13 protein-coding genes are annotated in these 14,018 nt (G+C 66.4%); 8 read left to right on the top strand and 5 right to left on the bottom strand.

The window, feature by feature from the left end:
* Positions 1–40: 40 nt before the first annotated feature.
* Together BO996_RS13850 and BO996_RS13845 are read right to left on the bottom strand one after the other, a co-directional pair.
* Complete coding sequence (locus tag BO996_RS13850) at positions 41–1,069, bottom strand: microcin C ABC transporter permease YejB (protein WP_013803046.1); 1,029 nt, start codon at positions 1,067–1,069, stop codon at positions 41–43.
* A gap of 96 nt (positions 1,070–1,165) precedes the next feature.
* A complete protein-coding gene (locus BO996_RS13845) occupies positions 1,166–2,995 on the bottom strand; it encodes an extracellular solute-binding protein (protein ID WP_043796336.1) in 1,830 nt (609 codons plus the stop codon).
* A gap of 112 nt (positions 2,996–3,107) precedes the next feature.
* On the opposite strand from BO996_RS13845, the gene fabI reads away from it, so the two are divergent.
* A complete protein-coding gene (gene fabI / locus BO996_RS13840; RefSeq protein ID WP_012204820.1) occupies positions 3,108–3,908 on the top strand; it encodes an enoyl-ACP reductase FabI in 801 nt (266 codons plus the stop codon).
* Here the strand turns inward: fabI and BO996_RS29060 are convergent.
* Positions 3,905–4,063: a hypothetical protein gene (locus tag BO996_RS29060; protein ID WP_156897953.1), complete on the bottom strand. Its 159-nt coding sequence runs from the start codon at positions 4,061–4,063 to the stop codon at positions 3,905–3,907. The two genes, fabI and BO996_RS29060, sit on opposite strands and share 4 nt — an antisense overlap.
* A gap of 120 nt (positions 4,064–4,183) precedes the next feature.
* Between BO996_RS29060 and BO996_RS13835 the strand changes: the two genes are divergently transcribed.
* The 3 genes from BO996_RS13835 to BO996_RS13825 all read left to right on the top strand — a co-directional run bounded on the left by BO996_RS13835 (position 4,184) and on the right by BO996_RS13825 (position 6,290).
* The gene (locus BO996_RS13835; protein WP_225614194.1) at positions 4,184–4,636 is read left to right on the top strand and encodes a hypothetical protein; all 453 of its coding nucleotides are present in this window, start codon (positions 4,184–4,186) and stop codon (positions 4,634–4,636) included.
* Positions 4,637–4,698: 62 nt separating this feature from the next.
* Positions 4,699–5,334 carry a superoxide dismutase gene (locus BO996_RS13830; protein WP_071955071.1) on the top strand — a complete coding sequence of 212 codons (636 nt, stop codon included), beginning with the start codon at positions 4,699–4,701 and terminating at the stop codon, positions 5,332–5,334.
* 35 nt (positions 5,335–5,369) lie between these two features.
* Positions 5,370–6,290 (top strand): ZIP family metal transporter, encoded by a 921-nt coding sequence (locus BO996_RS13825; protein ID WP_012204817.1) that lies wholly within the window; start codon positions 5,370–5,372, stop codon positions 6,288–6,290.
* 24 nt (positions 6,291–6,314) lie between these two features.
* Here the strand turns inward: BO996_RS13825 and BO996_RS13820 are convergent, their stop codons facing one another.
* Positions 6,315–7,046, bottom strand: coding sequence for an IclR family transcriptional regulator (locus BO996_RS13820; protein WP_012204816.1), 732 nt, complete (start codon positions 7,044–7,046; stop codon positions 6,315–6,317).
* A gap of 157 nt (positions 7,047–7,203) precedes the next feature.
* Here BO996_RS13820 and BO996_RS13815 point away from each other — a divergent pair, with 157 nt between their 5' ends.
* From BO996_RS13815 to BO996_RS13805, 3 genes are all read left to right on the top strand, one after another.
* The gene (locus BO996_RS13815) at positions 7,204–8,157 is read left to right on the top strand and encodes a hydroxymethylglutaryl-CoA lyase (RefSeq protein WP_071955069.1); all 954 of its coding nucleotides are present in this window, start codon (positions 7,204–7,206) and stop codon (positions 8,155–8,157) included.
* A 39-nt stretch (positions 8,158–8,196) separates the two neighbouring features.
* Entirely contained in the window at positions 8,197–9,444 is a 1,248-nt protein-coding gene (locus BO996_RS13810; RefSeq protein ID WP_071955067.1) for a CaiB/BaiF CoA transferase family protein, read from the top strand.
* Between the two features lie 145 nt (positions 9,445–9,589).
* Positions 9,590–10,651 (top strand): Bug family tripartite tricarboxylate transporter substrate binding protein, encoded by a 1,062-nt coding sequence (locus tag BO996_RS13805; RefSeq protein ID WP_071955065.1) that lies wholly within the window; start codon positions 9,590–9,592, stop codon positions 10,649–10,651.
* Positions 10,652–10,747: 96 nt separating this feature from the next.
* Here the strand turns inward: BO996_RS13805 and BO996_RS13800 are convergent, their stop codons facing one another.
* Positions 10,748–13,360, bottom strand: a complete 2,613-nt coding sequence (locus BO996_RS13800) for an arginine/lysine/ornithine decarboxylase (RefSeq protein ID WP_071955063.1) — start codon at positions 13,358–13,360, stop codon at positions 10,748–10,750.
* 149 nt (positions 13,361–13,509) lie between these two features.
* Here BO996_RS13800 and BO996_RS13795 point away from each other — a divergent pair, with 149 nt between their 5' ends.
* Entirely contained in the window at positions 13,510–13,935 is a 426-nt protein-coding gene (locus BO996_RS13795; protein ID WP_013803053.1) for an NfeD family protein, read from the top strand.
* Positions 13,936–14,018 lie beyond the last annotated feature (83 nt).

Below are 14,018 nucleotides of genomic sequence, written 5' to 3'. Positions count from 1 at the left end.
AAAGCAGGAGGGGGAAGCGGCGCAGCCGTTCAGGGGGCGCTCAATCAAACCGTACACGCGGATCCACCCACACATAACAAAGGTCACTGACCAGCTTGGTCACCAGGCCGATCAGCGTGAACAGATACAGCGTGCCCAGCACCACGGGATAGTCGCGCCGAATCACGCTGTCATAGCTGAGCAGGCCCAGGCCGTCCAGCGAGAACAGTGTCTCTATCAGCAGCGAGCCCGTGAAGAAGGCCCCGATGAAGGCGGCCGGAAATCCGGTGACGATGGGGATCAGCGCGTTGCGCAGCACATGGCGGTAGAGCACCTGCCGCTCGGACAGGCCCTTGGCGCGCGCAGTCAGCACGTACTGCTTGCGGATCTCTTCCAGGAAGGCATTCTTGGTCAGCATGGCCGTGATGGCGAAGCTGCCCGCCACCATGGCCGTCACCGGCAGCGCGATATGCCAGAGATAGTCCACAATGCGCGCGCCCCAGGACAACTCGTCCCAGTTGGAGGAAGTCAGCCCGCGCAGCGGAAACCACTGCAACTGGCCCCCAAAGATCACCAACAGTGCCACGCCCAGCACGAAACCCGGAATCGCATAGCCGACCAGGATCAGCAGCGTGGTGGCGAAGTCGAACCGCGAGCCGGCCCGCACGGCCTTGGCAATGCCCAGCGGCACGGCAACGAGGTAGCTGATGAAAAAGGTCCACAGTCCCAGGCTGGCCGAGACCGGCAGCTTCTCCTTGATCAGCTGCCAGACATCCTTGTTCTGAAAGAAACTGCGCCCCAAGTCGAACCGCGCGAACTGCCCGAGCATCTGGAAGAAGCGCTCATGGGCCGGCTTGTCAAAGCCGTAGAGGGCCTTGATCTGCTCTATGCGCTGGGGGTCCACCCCCTGGTTGCCACGGTAGGCCAGGCCACCGCCTTCGCCGCCACGGCCCACGCTGGCCTTGGCCTCGGCCAGATACTGCTCGACCGGGCCACCGGGCACGAACTGCACGACCACGAAGGTCAGCAGCAGTACGCCCAGCAGGGTCGGCACCATCAGCAGCAAGCGTTTGAATATGTAGGCCCACATAAGAAGTCTTGCATTATGTCCATTGCGGAGAGAGGCCCCGGCCGGGGGACGCCCTCATCATGCAACGGATCGCAACGACGCAGCCGCAACGCCGGCTCATGGAGGCGGCGCGGTCAGCACAGGCATGCGGGCCCACCAGGTGTCCATGGCCCAGCTCTCGCCCTTCGCATAGGCCGGAACCACGGCCGGCCGCACCAGGCGCCAGGAGTCGTAGACCATGCGGTGCGTGCCCGCGCTCCACTGCGGAATCAGATAGTGGCCGTGCGTGATGATGCGTTCGAGTGCGTGGCAGGCAGGCAACAGTTGCGCCTCTGTCTTGGCCTCGGTCATGCGGCGGATCATGGCGTCGACCGCCGGGTTCTTCACACCGGGGAAATTGCCGGAACCCTCGGTTGCCGCCGCCTGGCTGCCGAACAGGTCGGCGAACTCCTGGCCCGGATTGTTCGTGCCCTGGTAGGCGATGGAGATGATGTCGTAGTCGAACTTCTCCACGCGCTGCTGGTACAGCGCAAAGTCCGCCGAGCGAAAGCGCAGCCGGATGCCCAGCTTTTCCAGATTGCGTATCCAGGGCGAGACCTGGCGAATGCCCGACTCGCTGCTGTCCAGGTACTCCAGCTCCATGGCCTGGCCCCGCGCGTTGCGCAGCACGCCATCCTGAATGGTCCAGCCGGCATCGGCCAGCAGTTGCCGCGCCTGGCGCAGATTTCCGCGCAACGAGCTGTCGCCATCGGTGCGCGGCGGCTCGGCCATGGGGCCGAAGGCCTCTGGCGGAATGCTCTTGCGCAAGGGCTCCATCAGCGCCAGCTCCTCTGGCGAGGGCTCGCCATGGGTCTCGCAGGCCGTGTTGCCGAACAACCCGCGCACGCGCTGGTAGGAACCGTAGAACATCTGCCGGTTCATCCACTCGTAGTCCATGGCCAGGCCCAGGGCGCGGCGCACCCGAACGTCCTGCAGCACAGGCCGGCGCACGTTGAGCACGTAGCTCTGGAATCCCGATGGCAGCTTGTTGCTGAACTCGCCCTTGACCAGCTCGCCCCGGTCGAAGCGCTTGCCGTACAGGCGCCGCGCCCAGTCACCGGCGCTGTAAAAGCGCATGAGGTCGAACTCCCCGGCCTTCAGCGCCTCCAGCCTCGCCGTGTTGTCGCGGTAGATCTTGACGGAGATGCGATCGAAATTGGCCGTGCCCACGCGCACAGGCAGATCACGGCCCCAGTAGTCCGGGTCACGCACATAGGTGATGTCCTTGCCGAATCGCACGGGACCTATCTTGTAGGGCCCGCTGCCGATGGGCGTGTCCGTCACCACCTGGTCGAAGGGCTTGGCCTTGCCGTTTTCCACGCCCCAGTCGCGGCTGAACACAGGAATGGCCCCCACGGTCAGCGGCAATTCCCGGTTCGGCTGCTTGAAGCGAAAGCGCACGGTGCGCTCGTCCAGCACATCGACGCCCGCCACATCGAAGAACAGCGTTCTGTAGCCGGGCAGTGCATGCGGGCCCACCAGCGTGTCATAGCTGAACTTGACATCGGCGGCCAGCACGGGCTTTCCGTTGTGAAAGCGTGCCTGGGGCCGCAACCGGAATGTGGCGGACAGGCCGTCGGCCGCGGCCTGCACATCCTCGGCCAGCAATCCGTAGCCGGTGGCGGTCTCGTCCAGCGAGGGCCACAGCAAGGTATCGAACATCAGCTCCGCCAGATAGGCGGGCGACGACCCCTTGATGGTGAACGGGTTGTATTTGTCAAAGGTGGAGATGCGCAGATTGCTCACCAGGCGCAGCTCGCCGCCCTTGGGGGCCTTGGCGTTGACATAGTCGAAATGGCTGAAGCCCTCGGCATAGCGGGGCTCGCCCCACAGGGCATAGGCATGCGAGCCCCAGGCCGGCACACACGCCGAGGCCAGCAGCAGCGAAGAAATCATCCAATGGCGCATGCGACAATTCTGCACCACGCAGCCAGCCCTTCCGCTGGCAAACGCTGACGCGGGCCCCGGCCGTCGCCGCCAGCTGGTGCGCACTTCCACTCACTTTCTCTGGAGAACAACAATGGGCTTTCTCGCCGGTAAAAAACTGCTGATCACGGGCGTTCTGTCCAACCGCTCCATCGCCTACGGCATCGCCAAGGCCTGCCATGCACAGGGCGCGGAGCTGGCCTTCAGCTATGTGGGCGAGCGCTTCAAGGACCGCATCACCGAGTTCGCCGCTGAATTCGACTCCAAGCTGATCTTTGACTGCGACGTGGCAGACGATGCCCAGATCGACAAGCTGTTCGCCGACCTGGGCGCGACCTGGGGCAAGTTCGACGGCTTCGTGCACAGCATCGGCTTTGCACCGCGCGAGGCCATCGCCGGCAACTTCCTGGACGGCCTGTCGCGCGAAGGCTTCAAGATCGCGCACGACATCAGCGCCTACAGCTTCCCCGCGATGGCCAAGGCGGCCCTGCCCTACCTCAACGACAAGTCCTCGCTGCTGACGCTGTCGTACCTGGGCGCCCTGCGCTCCATCCCCAACTACAACACCATGGGCCTGGCCAAGGCATCGCTGGAAGCCTCGGTGCGCTACCTGGCCGAGGCCGTGGGCCGCACGGCAGACGGCCGCGCCATCCGCGCCAACGGCATCTCGGCCGGTCCCATCAAGACCCTGGCCGCCTCGGGCATCAAGGACTTCGGCAAGCTGCTGGGCCGCGTGGCCGATGCATCGCCGCTGCGCCGCAACGTGACCATCGAGGACGTGGGCAATGTGGCCGCCTTCCTGCTGTCGGACCTCGCCTCGGGCGTGACGGCCGAGATCACCTACGTGGACGGCGGCTTCAGCCAGACCGCAGGCCTGTCGGCCGACCAGGTCTAAGTCAACGCCAGACTGCGACCCGCCCCGCAGGCATTGCCGCCTGCGGGGCTTTTTTTCGCCTGGAATCCAGGCATCCGCATCCTGCCGATGCGCGAAAGGAAATACACATCGGATTGCATACGGTCATTTTTGTTTTGAATGAGAATGATTCTCATGAATAATACAATTCTCAGATCAATATCAAAGAACCTCTGAAAACCTCGGAGCCAGCAGATATGCAAGCAACCTCTGACCTCAGTCTGCCCTCTCCCGTCCCGGCACCCTCCGAAGCATCCTTGAATCAATGGGAACAGCTGGCGCGCCGCGCCCATGGGCATTTCCATGCAGGCCAGATCGAAAGCGCGCTCGCCATGCAGATGAAGGCCCTGCATGTGGCGCAGCGCCTAATCGCCGGCCCGCTGCTGGCGGAACACGCCGATCACTGCATGGCCGCCTGGGTGGTCTCCCACCACAACCTTGCCGAGTTGCTGGCATTGCGCCAGCAGCCCGCACTGGCCATCGAATACCTGTGCGAGGCGCACCAGGGCCTGCTGGCCCTGGGTGATGCGCGCCACCATGCGGCCGCCGTGTGCAGCGCCGCCTGGCGCCATATGCGCGAAACCCATTCAGCCCTGCTGCAGTGGCAGCGCCAGCACGGCAGCCAGCCCCGCATCGATGCGGCGCTTCAGGCCTCGGCCCGCGTCTTCGACTGCACAGCCACCGCCCTGCCACCCCGGCTGGCGCATTGATTGCAGCCGCACAGACATCGCAACGCACCGATTTTTTCCCCGTAGTCCCTGAAAGAAACCACATGAGCAACTACACCCTGCCTCCCCTGAACTACGCCTACGACGCGCTGGAGCCCCATATCGATGCGCAGACCATGGAGATCCACTACACCAAGCACCATCAGGCCTATGTGAACAACCTGAATGCCGCGCTCAAGGACACGCCGCACGGCAGCCAGCCCGTGGAGCAGTTGATCGCCGACCTGTCCCTGCTGCCCGAAGGCGTTCGCGGTGCCGTGCGCAACAACGGTGGCGGGCACGCCAACCACAGCCTGTTCTGGACCGTGATGGCCCCGGTGGACCAGGGCGGCGGCGGTGCTCCCTCGGGCGAACTGGCCCAGGCCATTGACCGGGAACTGGGCGGCTTCGATGCCTTCAAGGCCGGCTTCACCCAGGCCGCGCTCACGCGCTTTGGCAGCGGCTGGGCCTGGCTGGTGGTGGGCAAGGACGGCAAGCTGGCCGTGGAAAGCAGCGGCAACCAGGACAGCCCGCTGATGGCCGGCATCGGCTCCGGCGCCACCCCCATCCTGGGCCTGGACGTGTGGGAACACGCCTACTACCTCAAGTACCAGAACCGCCGCCCTGAATACATCGCGGCGTTCTACAACGTAGTCAACTGGGCCGAAGTGGCCCGCCGCTACGCCGCCGCACGCGGCTGAACGGTCCGCAACGCCAACCTCTGACCTCGACCAGCATGGATCTGCCACAACGCTTCCGCTCCAAGACCAGCGTACGGTCCAACATCCGCCTGTGGATAGGCCTGGCCATCATGATGGCCGGCGCCTGGGCGCTCACCAGCCAGTTCTGGGCCTACGCCCAGAACCATCCGGTGGTCTTCCAGGCCCTGGCCGGAGGCTCGGCCGCCGCGCTGGCGACCGCACTGGGCACCGTGCCCGTGATGCTGTCCCAGCGCCTGTCCGAGCGCACGCAGGACACCCTGTTCGGCTTTGGCGCCGGGGTCATGCTGGCCGCCTGCGCCTTCTCGCTGATCCTGCCGGGACTGGAGGCCGTGCGCACCCAGGAACTGTTCGGTGGCGGCAGCTGGGCGGCTGGCGGGGTCATAGGTTCGGCCATCCTGATGGGTGGTGCCGCCCTCATGCTCATGGACAGGCTCCTGCCCCATGAGCACTTCATCAAGGGCCGCGAAGGCCTGGACCCGCAAGGCGCGCGCAAGCTGCAGCGCACCTGGCTGTTCGTCTTCGCCATCACCCTGCACAACCTGCCCGAAGGCCTGGCCATCGGCGTGGGCTATGCGGGCAACGACGGACTGCGCGCCAATGCGCTGGCCACGGGCATTGCCATACAGGATGTGCCCGAAGGCCTGGTGGTGGCCGTGGCCCTGCTGGCCGCAGGCTACAAGCGCAGCTTTGCCGTGTTGCTGGGCATGGCCTCCGGCCTGGTGGAGCCCGTGGGCGCCGTGCTGGGGGCAGCCATCGTGAGCGGCTCGGCAGCCATGCTGCCCTGGGGACTGGGCTTTGCAGCGGGCGCCATGCTGTTCGTGATCAGCCACGAAATCATTCCCGAGTCGCACCGCAAGGGCCATGAAGCCTTTGCCACGGGCGGCCTCATGCTGGGCTTTGTGCTGATGATGGTGCTGGACACGGCCCTGGGCTGAGCCAGCGCACCGCGCACGCCTGGCTCAGGGCAGCAAAAGCCCCAGTTCCCGCGCCGCCGCCAGCACATGGCGGGCGTGGCGCTCTTCATAGCGGTGGGCTGGCATGGTCAGTGTCAGCGCCGCTGCCAATTCCCCATCGCGCTTGAACACGGGGGCCGAAATCCCGGCGATCTCGCGGTGCCTGTCTCCCACCATGGCGCAGTAGCCATCGGCGCGCACACGGGCCAGTTGCGTGCGGCTGCCGCCGCGCGATGCGGCGTACAGCTCGGCATCGAAAGCCGACAGCACGCGCCCGCCTGCGCCCTGGCCCAGCGGCAGCAGATCGCCCGTCCGTGCATGGTCGCGCACAGGATGGGGCGAATCCACGCGGTACAGGCACAGCCGGTCCTGGCCCTGACGCACGTGGTAGGCCGCACTTTCGCCCGTGGCCTGCACCAGGGTGCGCAGCACGGGCATGACCACGCTGTCCAGCGAGAAATGCCGGGCATAGACGGTGTTCAGCCGCGCCACGGCCGGGCCCACGGCGTAGCGGCCGTCATCCATGCGCAGCACCCAGCCGCCATGCTCCAGCGAGGCCAGCAGCCGCAGCACGGTGCTCTTGTACAGGCGCGTGCGCTCCGACAACTGGGCCAGCGTCAGCCCGTCGTCGCCGTCGCGAAACGCTGCCAGCAGGCTCAAGGCCCTGTCCACGGCCGCCACGCCGCCCGGCGCGGCGTTCTCGTCGGCCACCGATTCCGTCACTGATTTGCGAGGCATAAAAAGGCACCCAAGGGAAAACCCCAGGCACGCAGGCTTGACGATGGCGCGTGCAGCAGGGAATATTTCAATAGAGAGAATACAGTTCTATCTATTAGAACCACACAGAATCCCGATGTCAACAGGTGAATCCGCCACCATCGACACCCACCACCGGATGCAACTGCCCATGTCCTCCCACCGTTTTGACGTACTCATCAGCGAAGTCGGCCCGCGCGATGGCCTGCAGTCCGTGGCCTCCACCATGTCCACGGAGCACAAGCTGACCTGGATCGCCGCGCTGGCCCATGCAGGCCTGCAGGAGATCGAGGTCGGCTCCTTCGTCTCGCCCAAGCTGCTGCCGCAGATGGCCGACGCGGCCGAGGTGGTCGCCCAGGCCATCACCCTGCCCGGCGTCACCGTGATGGCCCTGGCCCCCAATCTGCGCGGCGCCGAGGCCGCGCTGCGCGCCGGCGCCCACAAGGTCACGCTGCCCGTCTCGGCCAGCCCCGCGCACTCCATGGCCAATGTGCGCAAGACGCCCATGCAGATGGTGGACGAGGTGCGGGCCATTGCCGCGCTGCGCGACGAGATCGCGCCGCAGGCCCTGATCGAGGCGGGCATCTCCACGGCCTTCGGCTGCACGCTGCAGGGGCTGGTGCCGGAGGACGAAGTGATTGCACTGGCCCTGGCCTGCGTGGCGGCGGGCGCCGATGAATCGGGCCTGTCCGACACCACGGGCATGGCCAACCCGGCCCAGGTGCGGCGCCTGTTCACACGGCTGCGCGCCGAGCTGGGCGAACATGCAGGCGCGGCCCACATGCACAATACGCGCGGCCTGGGCCTGGCCAACTGCCTGGCCGCCTACGAGGCCGGCGTGCGCACCTTCGATGCCTCGCTGGCCGGCCTGGGCGGCTGCCCGTATGCGCCCGGCGCCTCGGGCAACGTGGTCACCGAAGACCTGGTCTTCATGTTCGAGGCCATGGGCATCCGCACCGGCGTGGACATCGATCGCCTGATCGCCGCCCGCCAGCCGCTGGCCGCAGGCCTGCCCGGTGAGGAGCTGCACGGCATGACGCCGCTGGCCGGCCTGCCCAAGGGCTTTGTGCCCCGCATCTACGCACCGGCCTGAGCCGCAGCGACAACCCCCACATTCATTCACCGTTTTTCCATGAGCCAACCCACTACCCCCGACACGGCCGCAGGCCAGACCGCGCCACTGCCCTACGCAGGCATCCGCGTGGTCGAGTTCACCCACATGGTCATGGGCCCGTCCTGCGGCATGATGCTGGCCGACCTGGGCGCCGAAGTCATCAAGATCGAGCCCGTGGGCCACGGCCGCGACGGCGATGCCACGCGCAAGCTGCTGGGCTCGGGCTCGGGCTTTTTCCCGCTGTTCAACCGCAACAAGAAAAGCCTGACGCTGGACCTGCAGACCGAGGAAGGCAAGCAGGCCGCGCTGCGCCTGATCGCCACGGCCGACGTGGTCTGCGAGAACTTCAAGCCCGGCACCATGCGCAAGCTGGGCCTGGACTACGACAGCCTCAAGGACCGCTTCGAGCGTCTCATCTACGTGAGCCACAAGGGCTTTCTGCCCGGCCCCTACGAGCACCGCACGGCGCTGGACGAAGTGGTGCAGATGATGGGCGGCCTGGCCTACATGACGGGCCGCCCCGGCGACCCGCTTCGCGCGGGCGCCAGCGTCAACGACATCATGGGCGGCATGTTCGGCGCCATGGGCGCGATGGCCGCCCTGGCCCAGCGCGAGAAGACCGGGCGCGGCCAGGAAGTGCAAAGCGCGCTGTTCGAGAACAACATCTTCCTGGTCGCCCAGCACATGATGCAGTTCGCCGTCACCGGCAAGCCGGCCGCGCCCATGCCGGCACGCATCTCGGCCTGGGCCATCTACGACGTGTTCGAAGTCCGGGACGGCGAGCAGATCTTCCTGGCCGTGGTCAGCGATGGCGCCTGGCGCCTGTTCTGCGACGCCTTCGGCCTGGGCGAGCTGCGCGACGATCCGCGCCTTGGCAGCAACAACGACCGCGTACTGGCGCGCAGCTGGCTGATGCCGCTGCTGCGCGAGAAGATGGCCCCGCACAGCGCCGCCCACATTGCAGAGATCTTCGAGAAGAACGGCCTGCCCTTCGCGCCCATCGCACGCCCGCAGGACCTGCTGGAAGACCCGCACCTGAACGCCACGGGCGCGCTGGCCCCCATCACCCTGCCCGATGGCCGCGAGACCAAGACCGTGCTGCTGCCCTTCACGCTGGACGGCAAGCGCCTGGATGTGCGCCTGTCGCCGCCGCGCCTGGGCGAGCACAGCCTGGAGATCCTCACCGCCCTGGGCTACAGCAGCGAGCAGGCCCTGGCCCTGGCCCGGGGCGACGCCACCGACAGCCACGCCAAGGCTTCCCACTGACGCCGGGCTGAGCCACTGAAGGCGCCGCCGTCCACCCGGCGCGCGGCGCCCCTGCAACCTTGCACCCCATCCACCCCACACCGGACGACGCTTGCCGCGCGCCCGGCGGGGAGGCCTTTTCCCAAAAATTCCCGGAGACAACACCATGCCCGCCACCCACCGCAACCCGGCCGCCCAAAAACAGATACAGACACTGACACAGACCCAGGCCCGCCCTTGTTCCGCCCCGCGCCGCCAGTTGCTGCTGTGCGCCCTGCCCGCATTGGCTGCCGCCCTGCTCCCGCTGGCGGCCCAGGCCCAGCCTGACCACTGGCCCTCACGCGCCGTGCGCATGGTCGTGCCCTACACGCCGGGCGGCGGCACGGACGCGGTCGCGCGCCAGATCAGCGAGCGCGTGGGCACGCTGAACAAATGGACCGTGGTCGTGGACAACAAGCCCGGCGCGGGCGGCAACATCGGCCTGGATGCAGTGGCCAAGTCCGCGCCGGATGGCTATACCTTCGGCATGGGCCAGACCGCCAACCTCGCCATCAACCCCGCCCTGCTGCCCAGCATGCCCTTCAACCCGCGCACCGACCTGATCCCCGTGGCCCTGGTCGCTGCCCAGCCCACGGTGCTGGTCGTACCGCAGGACTCGCCATGGAAGTCGGTGCAGGACCTGGTCAAGGCCGCCAAGGCCGACCCGGGCGGCATCCGCCAGGGACTGGCATCGACGGGCACGGTAGGCCACCTGGCCGGCGAGATGCTGGCCTTCAAGGCCGGCATCCAGGTGCTCAACGTGCCCTACAAGGGCGCAGCGCCGGCCGTGACCGACCTGCTGGGCAAGCAGACGCACTACATGTTCGGCACGCCCCAGGCCGTCTATCCGCTGCTCAAGGGCGGCAAGCTGCGCGCCCTGGCCGTGACCTCGGCCAAGCGCCTGCCCATCCTGCCCGAGGTGCCCACCGTGGCCGAGTCGGGCTATGCAGGCTTCGAGGCCGTGGACTGGAAGCTCATCGTCGCGCCCAAGGGCACGCCGGCTGCCATCGTGCAGAAGATGAACACCGCCGTGAACGCGGCCCTGCAGCAGCCCGCCGTGCAGCAGCAACTGCAGGCCGAGGGCAGCACGGCCCTGGGCGGCGGCATCCAGGATGCGGCCCAATACCTGCTCAAGGAACAGACGGACTGGGCCGCGCTGATCCGCGACGCAAAGATACGCCTGGAGTGACCCCGGAATAACAACGCCGCAGCGGCGCAATGAAAAAGGCGCGGAGCCCCTTTCGGGACCCGCGCCTTTTTGATGGGCCGTCAGCCGGCCCGGCGATCAGATCGTGCGGCCGAAGGGACCATCGTCCCCCACCTGCACCATCTTGCGACCGCGTGCAGGCTTGGCTGCCGTGCCGACTTCAGGCGCGGCGGGCTGCGCCTTGCGCGCTGCGGGGCGCTTGGCAGGCGCCTTGACCCCGGTGACCGCGGCGGCCTTGGCAACCTTGGCGGCCGGCTTGGCTGCCGGTTTCGCGGCTGCCTTGGCAACTGTCTTGGCGGCTGCCTTGGCCGCAGGCTTGGCTGCAGTCTTCACGGCCTTCTTCGCAGCAGGCTTGCCACCTGCCGGCGTCTTGCGCGCCGGCGCGGTCCCGGCCACGCAGTCGGCGTAGTAGCGCACTTCGCCATCTTCGCCTTGCAGCTCCACCAGGCCGTGGATGTCGGTCTCGAAGCCCGGGCACTCCTTGGCGAACTCGCGCGCAAACAGCAGGTAGTCCACGATCTTGCGGTTGAACACTTCGCCGGGAATCAGCAGCGGAATGCCGGGCGGGTACGGCGTGACCAGGCCCACGGTGATGCGGCCTTCCAGGTGGTCGATCTCCACGCGCTCGGTCTTGCGCTGCGCGATGTGGGCGTAGGCATCGGTGGGCTTCATGGCGGGCTGCAGGTCCGACAGGTACATCTCGGTCGTCAGGCGGGCGATGTCGTACTTGGCGTACAGCTGGTGCACGTGCTGGCACAGGTCGCGCAGGCCCATGCGCTCGTAGCGGCGGTGCTGCTGGCAGAACTCGGGCAGGATGCGCGCCAGCGGCTGGTTGCGGTCGTAGTCGTCCTTGAACTGCTGCAGCGCCGTCAGCATGGTGTTCCAGCGGCCCTTGGTGATGCCGATGGTGAACATGATGAAGAACGAGTACAGGCCCGTCTTCTCCACCACCACGCCATGCTCGGCCAGGTACTTGGTCACGATGGAGGCGGGGATGCCCGTGTCCGAGAAATCGCCGTCCAGGTCCAGGCCCGGCGTCACGATGGTGGACTTGATCGGGTCCAGCATGTTGAAGCCGTCGGCCAGCTCGCCGAAGCCGTGCCAGTTGTCGAACTCCTTGCCGTTCTTGGCCTTGGAGCGCTTGGGCGCCGCGTCATGGCCGCGGATGATCCAGTCCTGGGCCGAGCCCACGCCTTCATCGGCCAGCTTCTCGGGACCCCAGACCTCGAACCACCAGTCGTCGTCGCCGAACTCGTCCTCCACCTTGCGCATGGCGCGGCGGAAGTCCAGCGCTTCCAGAATGGACTCCTCCACCAGGGCTGTTCCGCCGGGCGGCTCCATCATCGCGGCGGCCACGTCGCAGCTGGCGATGATGCTGTACTGCGGGCTGGTCGAGGTGTGCATCAGGTACGCCTCGTTGAACAGGTGGTGGTCCAGCTTTTCGGTCTGGCTGTCCTGCACCAGCACATGCGAGGCCTGGCTGATGCCGGCCAGCAGCTTGTGGATGGACTGCGTGGCATACACCACCGAGTGCTTGGGGCGCGCGCGCTTCTTGCCCATGGCGTGGTAGCTGCCATAGAACGGGTGGAAGGCAGCGTGCGGCAGCCAGGCCTCATCGAAGTGCAGGTTGGCCACATAGCCGTCCAGCATGCTCTTGATGGTCTCGGTGTTGTAGAGCACGCCGTCGTAGGTGGACTGCGTCAGCGTCAGCACGCGCGGCTTGACCGTCTTGGCATCCACGCCCTTGAGCAGCGGATTGGCCGCGATCTTGGCCTGGATGGACTCCACCGAGAACTCGCTTTGCGGGATCGGGCCGATGATGCCGAAGTGGTTGCGCGTGGGCTTGAGGAACACCGGAATCGCACCCGTCATGATGATGGAGTGCAGGATGGACTTGTGGCAGTTGCGGTCCACCACCACCACGTCGCCGGGCGCCACGGCGTGGTGCCACACGATCTTGTTCGACGTGGACGTGCCGTTGGTCACGAAGTAGCAATGGTCGGCATTGAAGATGCGGGCGGCATTGCGCTCGCTCTCGCCGATGGCGCCGTTGTGGTCCAGCAGCTGGCCCAGCTCCTCCACCGCGTTGCACACGTCGGCGCGCAGCATGTTCTCGCCGTAGAACTGGTGGTACATCTGGCCCACGGGGCTTTTCAGGAAGGCCACGCCGCCCGAGTGACCGGGGCAGTGCCAGCTGTAGGAGCCGTCTTCCGCATAGTCCAGCAGCGCCTTGAAGAACGGCGGCTGCACGCCTTCCAGGTAGCTCTTGGCTTCGCGGATGATGTGCTTGGCCACGAACTCCGGCGTATCCTCGAACATGTGGATGAAGCCGTGCAGCTCGCGCAGGATGTCGTTGGGCAGGTGGCGGCTGGTCTTGGTCTCGCCGTAGATGTAGATCGGCACATCGGCGTTCTTGCGGCGCACTTCGCCGATGAAGCTGCGCAGGCTGTGGATCACGGGATCGGTTCCGCCATCGCCCAGCGAGAACTCCTCGTCATCGATGGACAGAATGAAGGCACTGGCCCGGCTTTGCTGCTGCGCGAATTGCGACAGGTCGCCGTAGCTGGTCACGCCCAGCACCTCGAAACCTTCTTCCTCGATGGCCTGGGCCAGGGCGCGGATGCCCAGGCCCGAGGTGTTCTCGGAGCGGTAGTCCTCGTCGATGATGACGATGGGAAAGCGAAACTTCATGGGGGCAGCCTCCGTAACCTGAGCGGGCCAAAAAACGAAACAGGCGCGAAGTGTAAGGAATATCCTTATTGCGCCTTTGAAGCGTGCGGATTTTCACCCAGAATGTGCTGCACTAAACACAAGCAACTGTCACAAAGGGAGTCTCACGCATGGAATATTCCACCATCTGGTGGCTAGTCGCCGGCGCCTTGGTCATCGCCGAGCTGCTGACCGGCAGCTTCTATCTGCTGATGCTGGCGCTGGGCGCCATCATCGGCGCGCTGTGCGCGCATGCGGGCCTGGCGCCCATTGCACAGATCATCATCGCCGCCGCGCTGGGCAGCGCCTTCGTGCTGGCCTGCTATCTGGTGCGCCGCCGCCAGCCCAGCCGCCAGCCGGCATCGAGCAACCGCGATGTCAACCTCGACATAGGCGAGTCCGTCATGGTCGAGCAATGGAATTCCGACGGCACGGCCCAGGTCCGCTACCGTGGCGCCCAATGGACCGTGATCGGCCGCCCGGGCAACCTGCCCTCGGCCGGCATGCACCGCGTGGCCGAGGTCGTCGGCAACCGTCTGCTCGTGGACAAGCTCTGAGCCACCGCTGCACCTCTTGCGCACACCTGGGGATGCAGTCCTCGCGCCCCTTCGCCTCACCCTCTTGTTTCACTGAATGCCCT

The sequence above is a fragment of the Delftia sp. HK171 genome (assembly GCF_001886655.1).
GTDB lineage: Bacteria > Pseudomonadota > Gammaproteobacteria > Burkholderiales > Burkholderiaceae_C > Comamonas > Comamonas acidovorans.
Note: the sequence above shows the minus strand (reverse complement) of the source record. Positions and strands in the feature narration are given on the sequence as shown.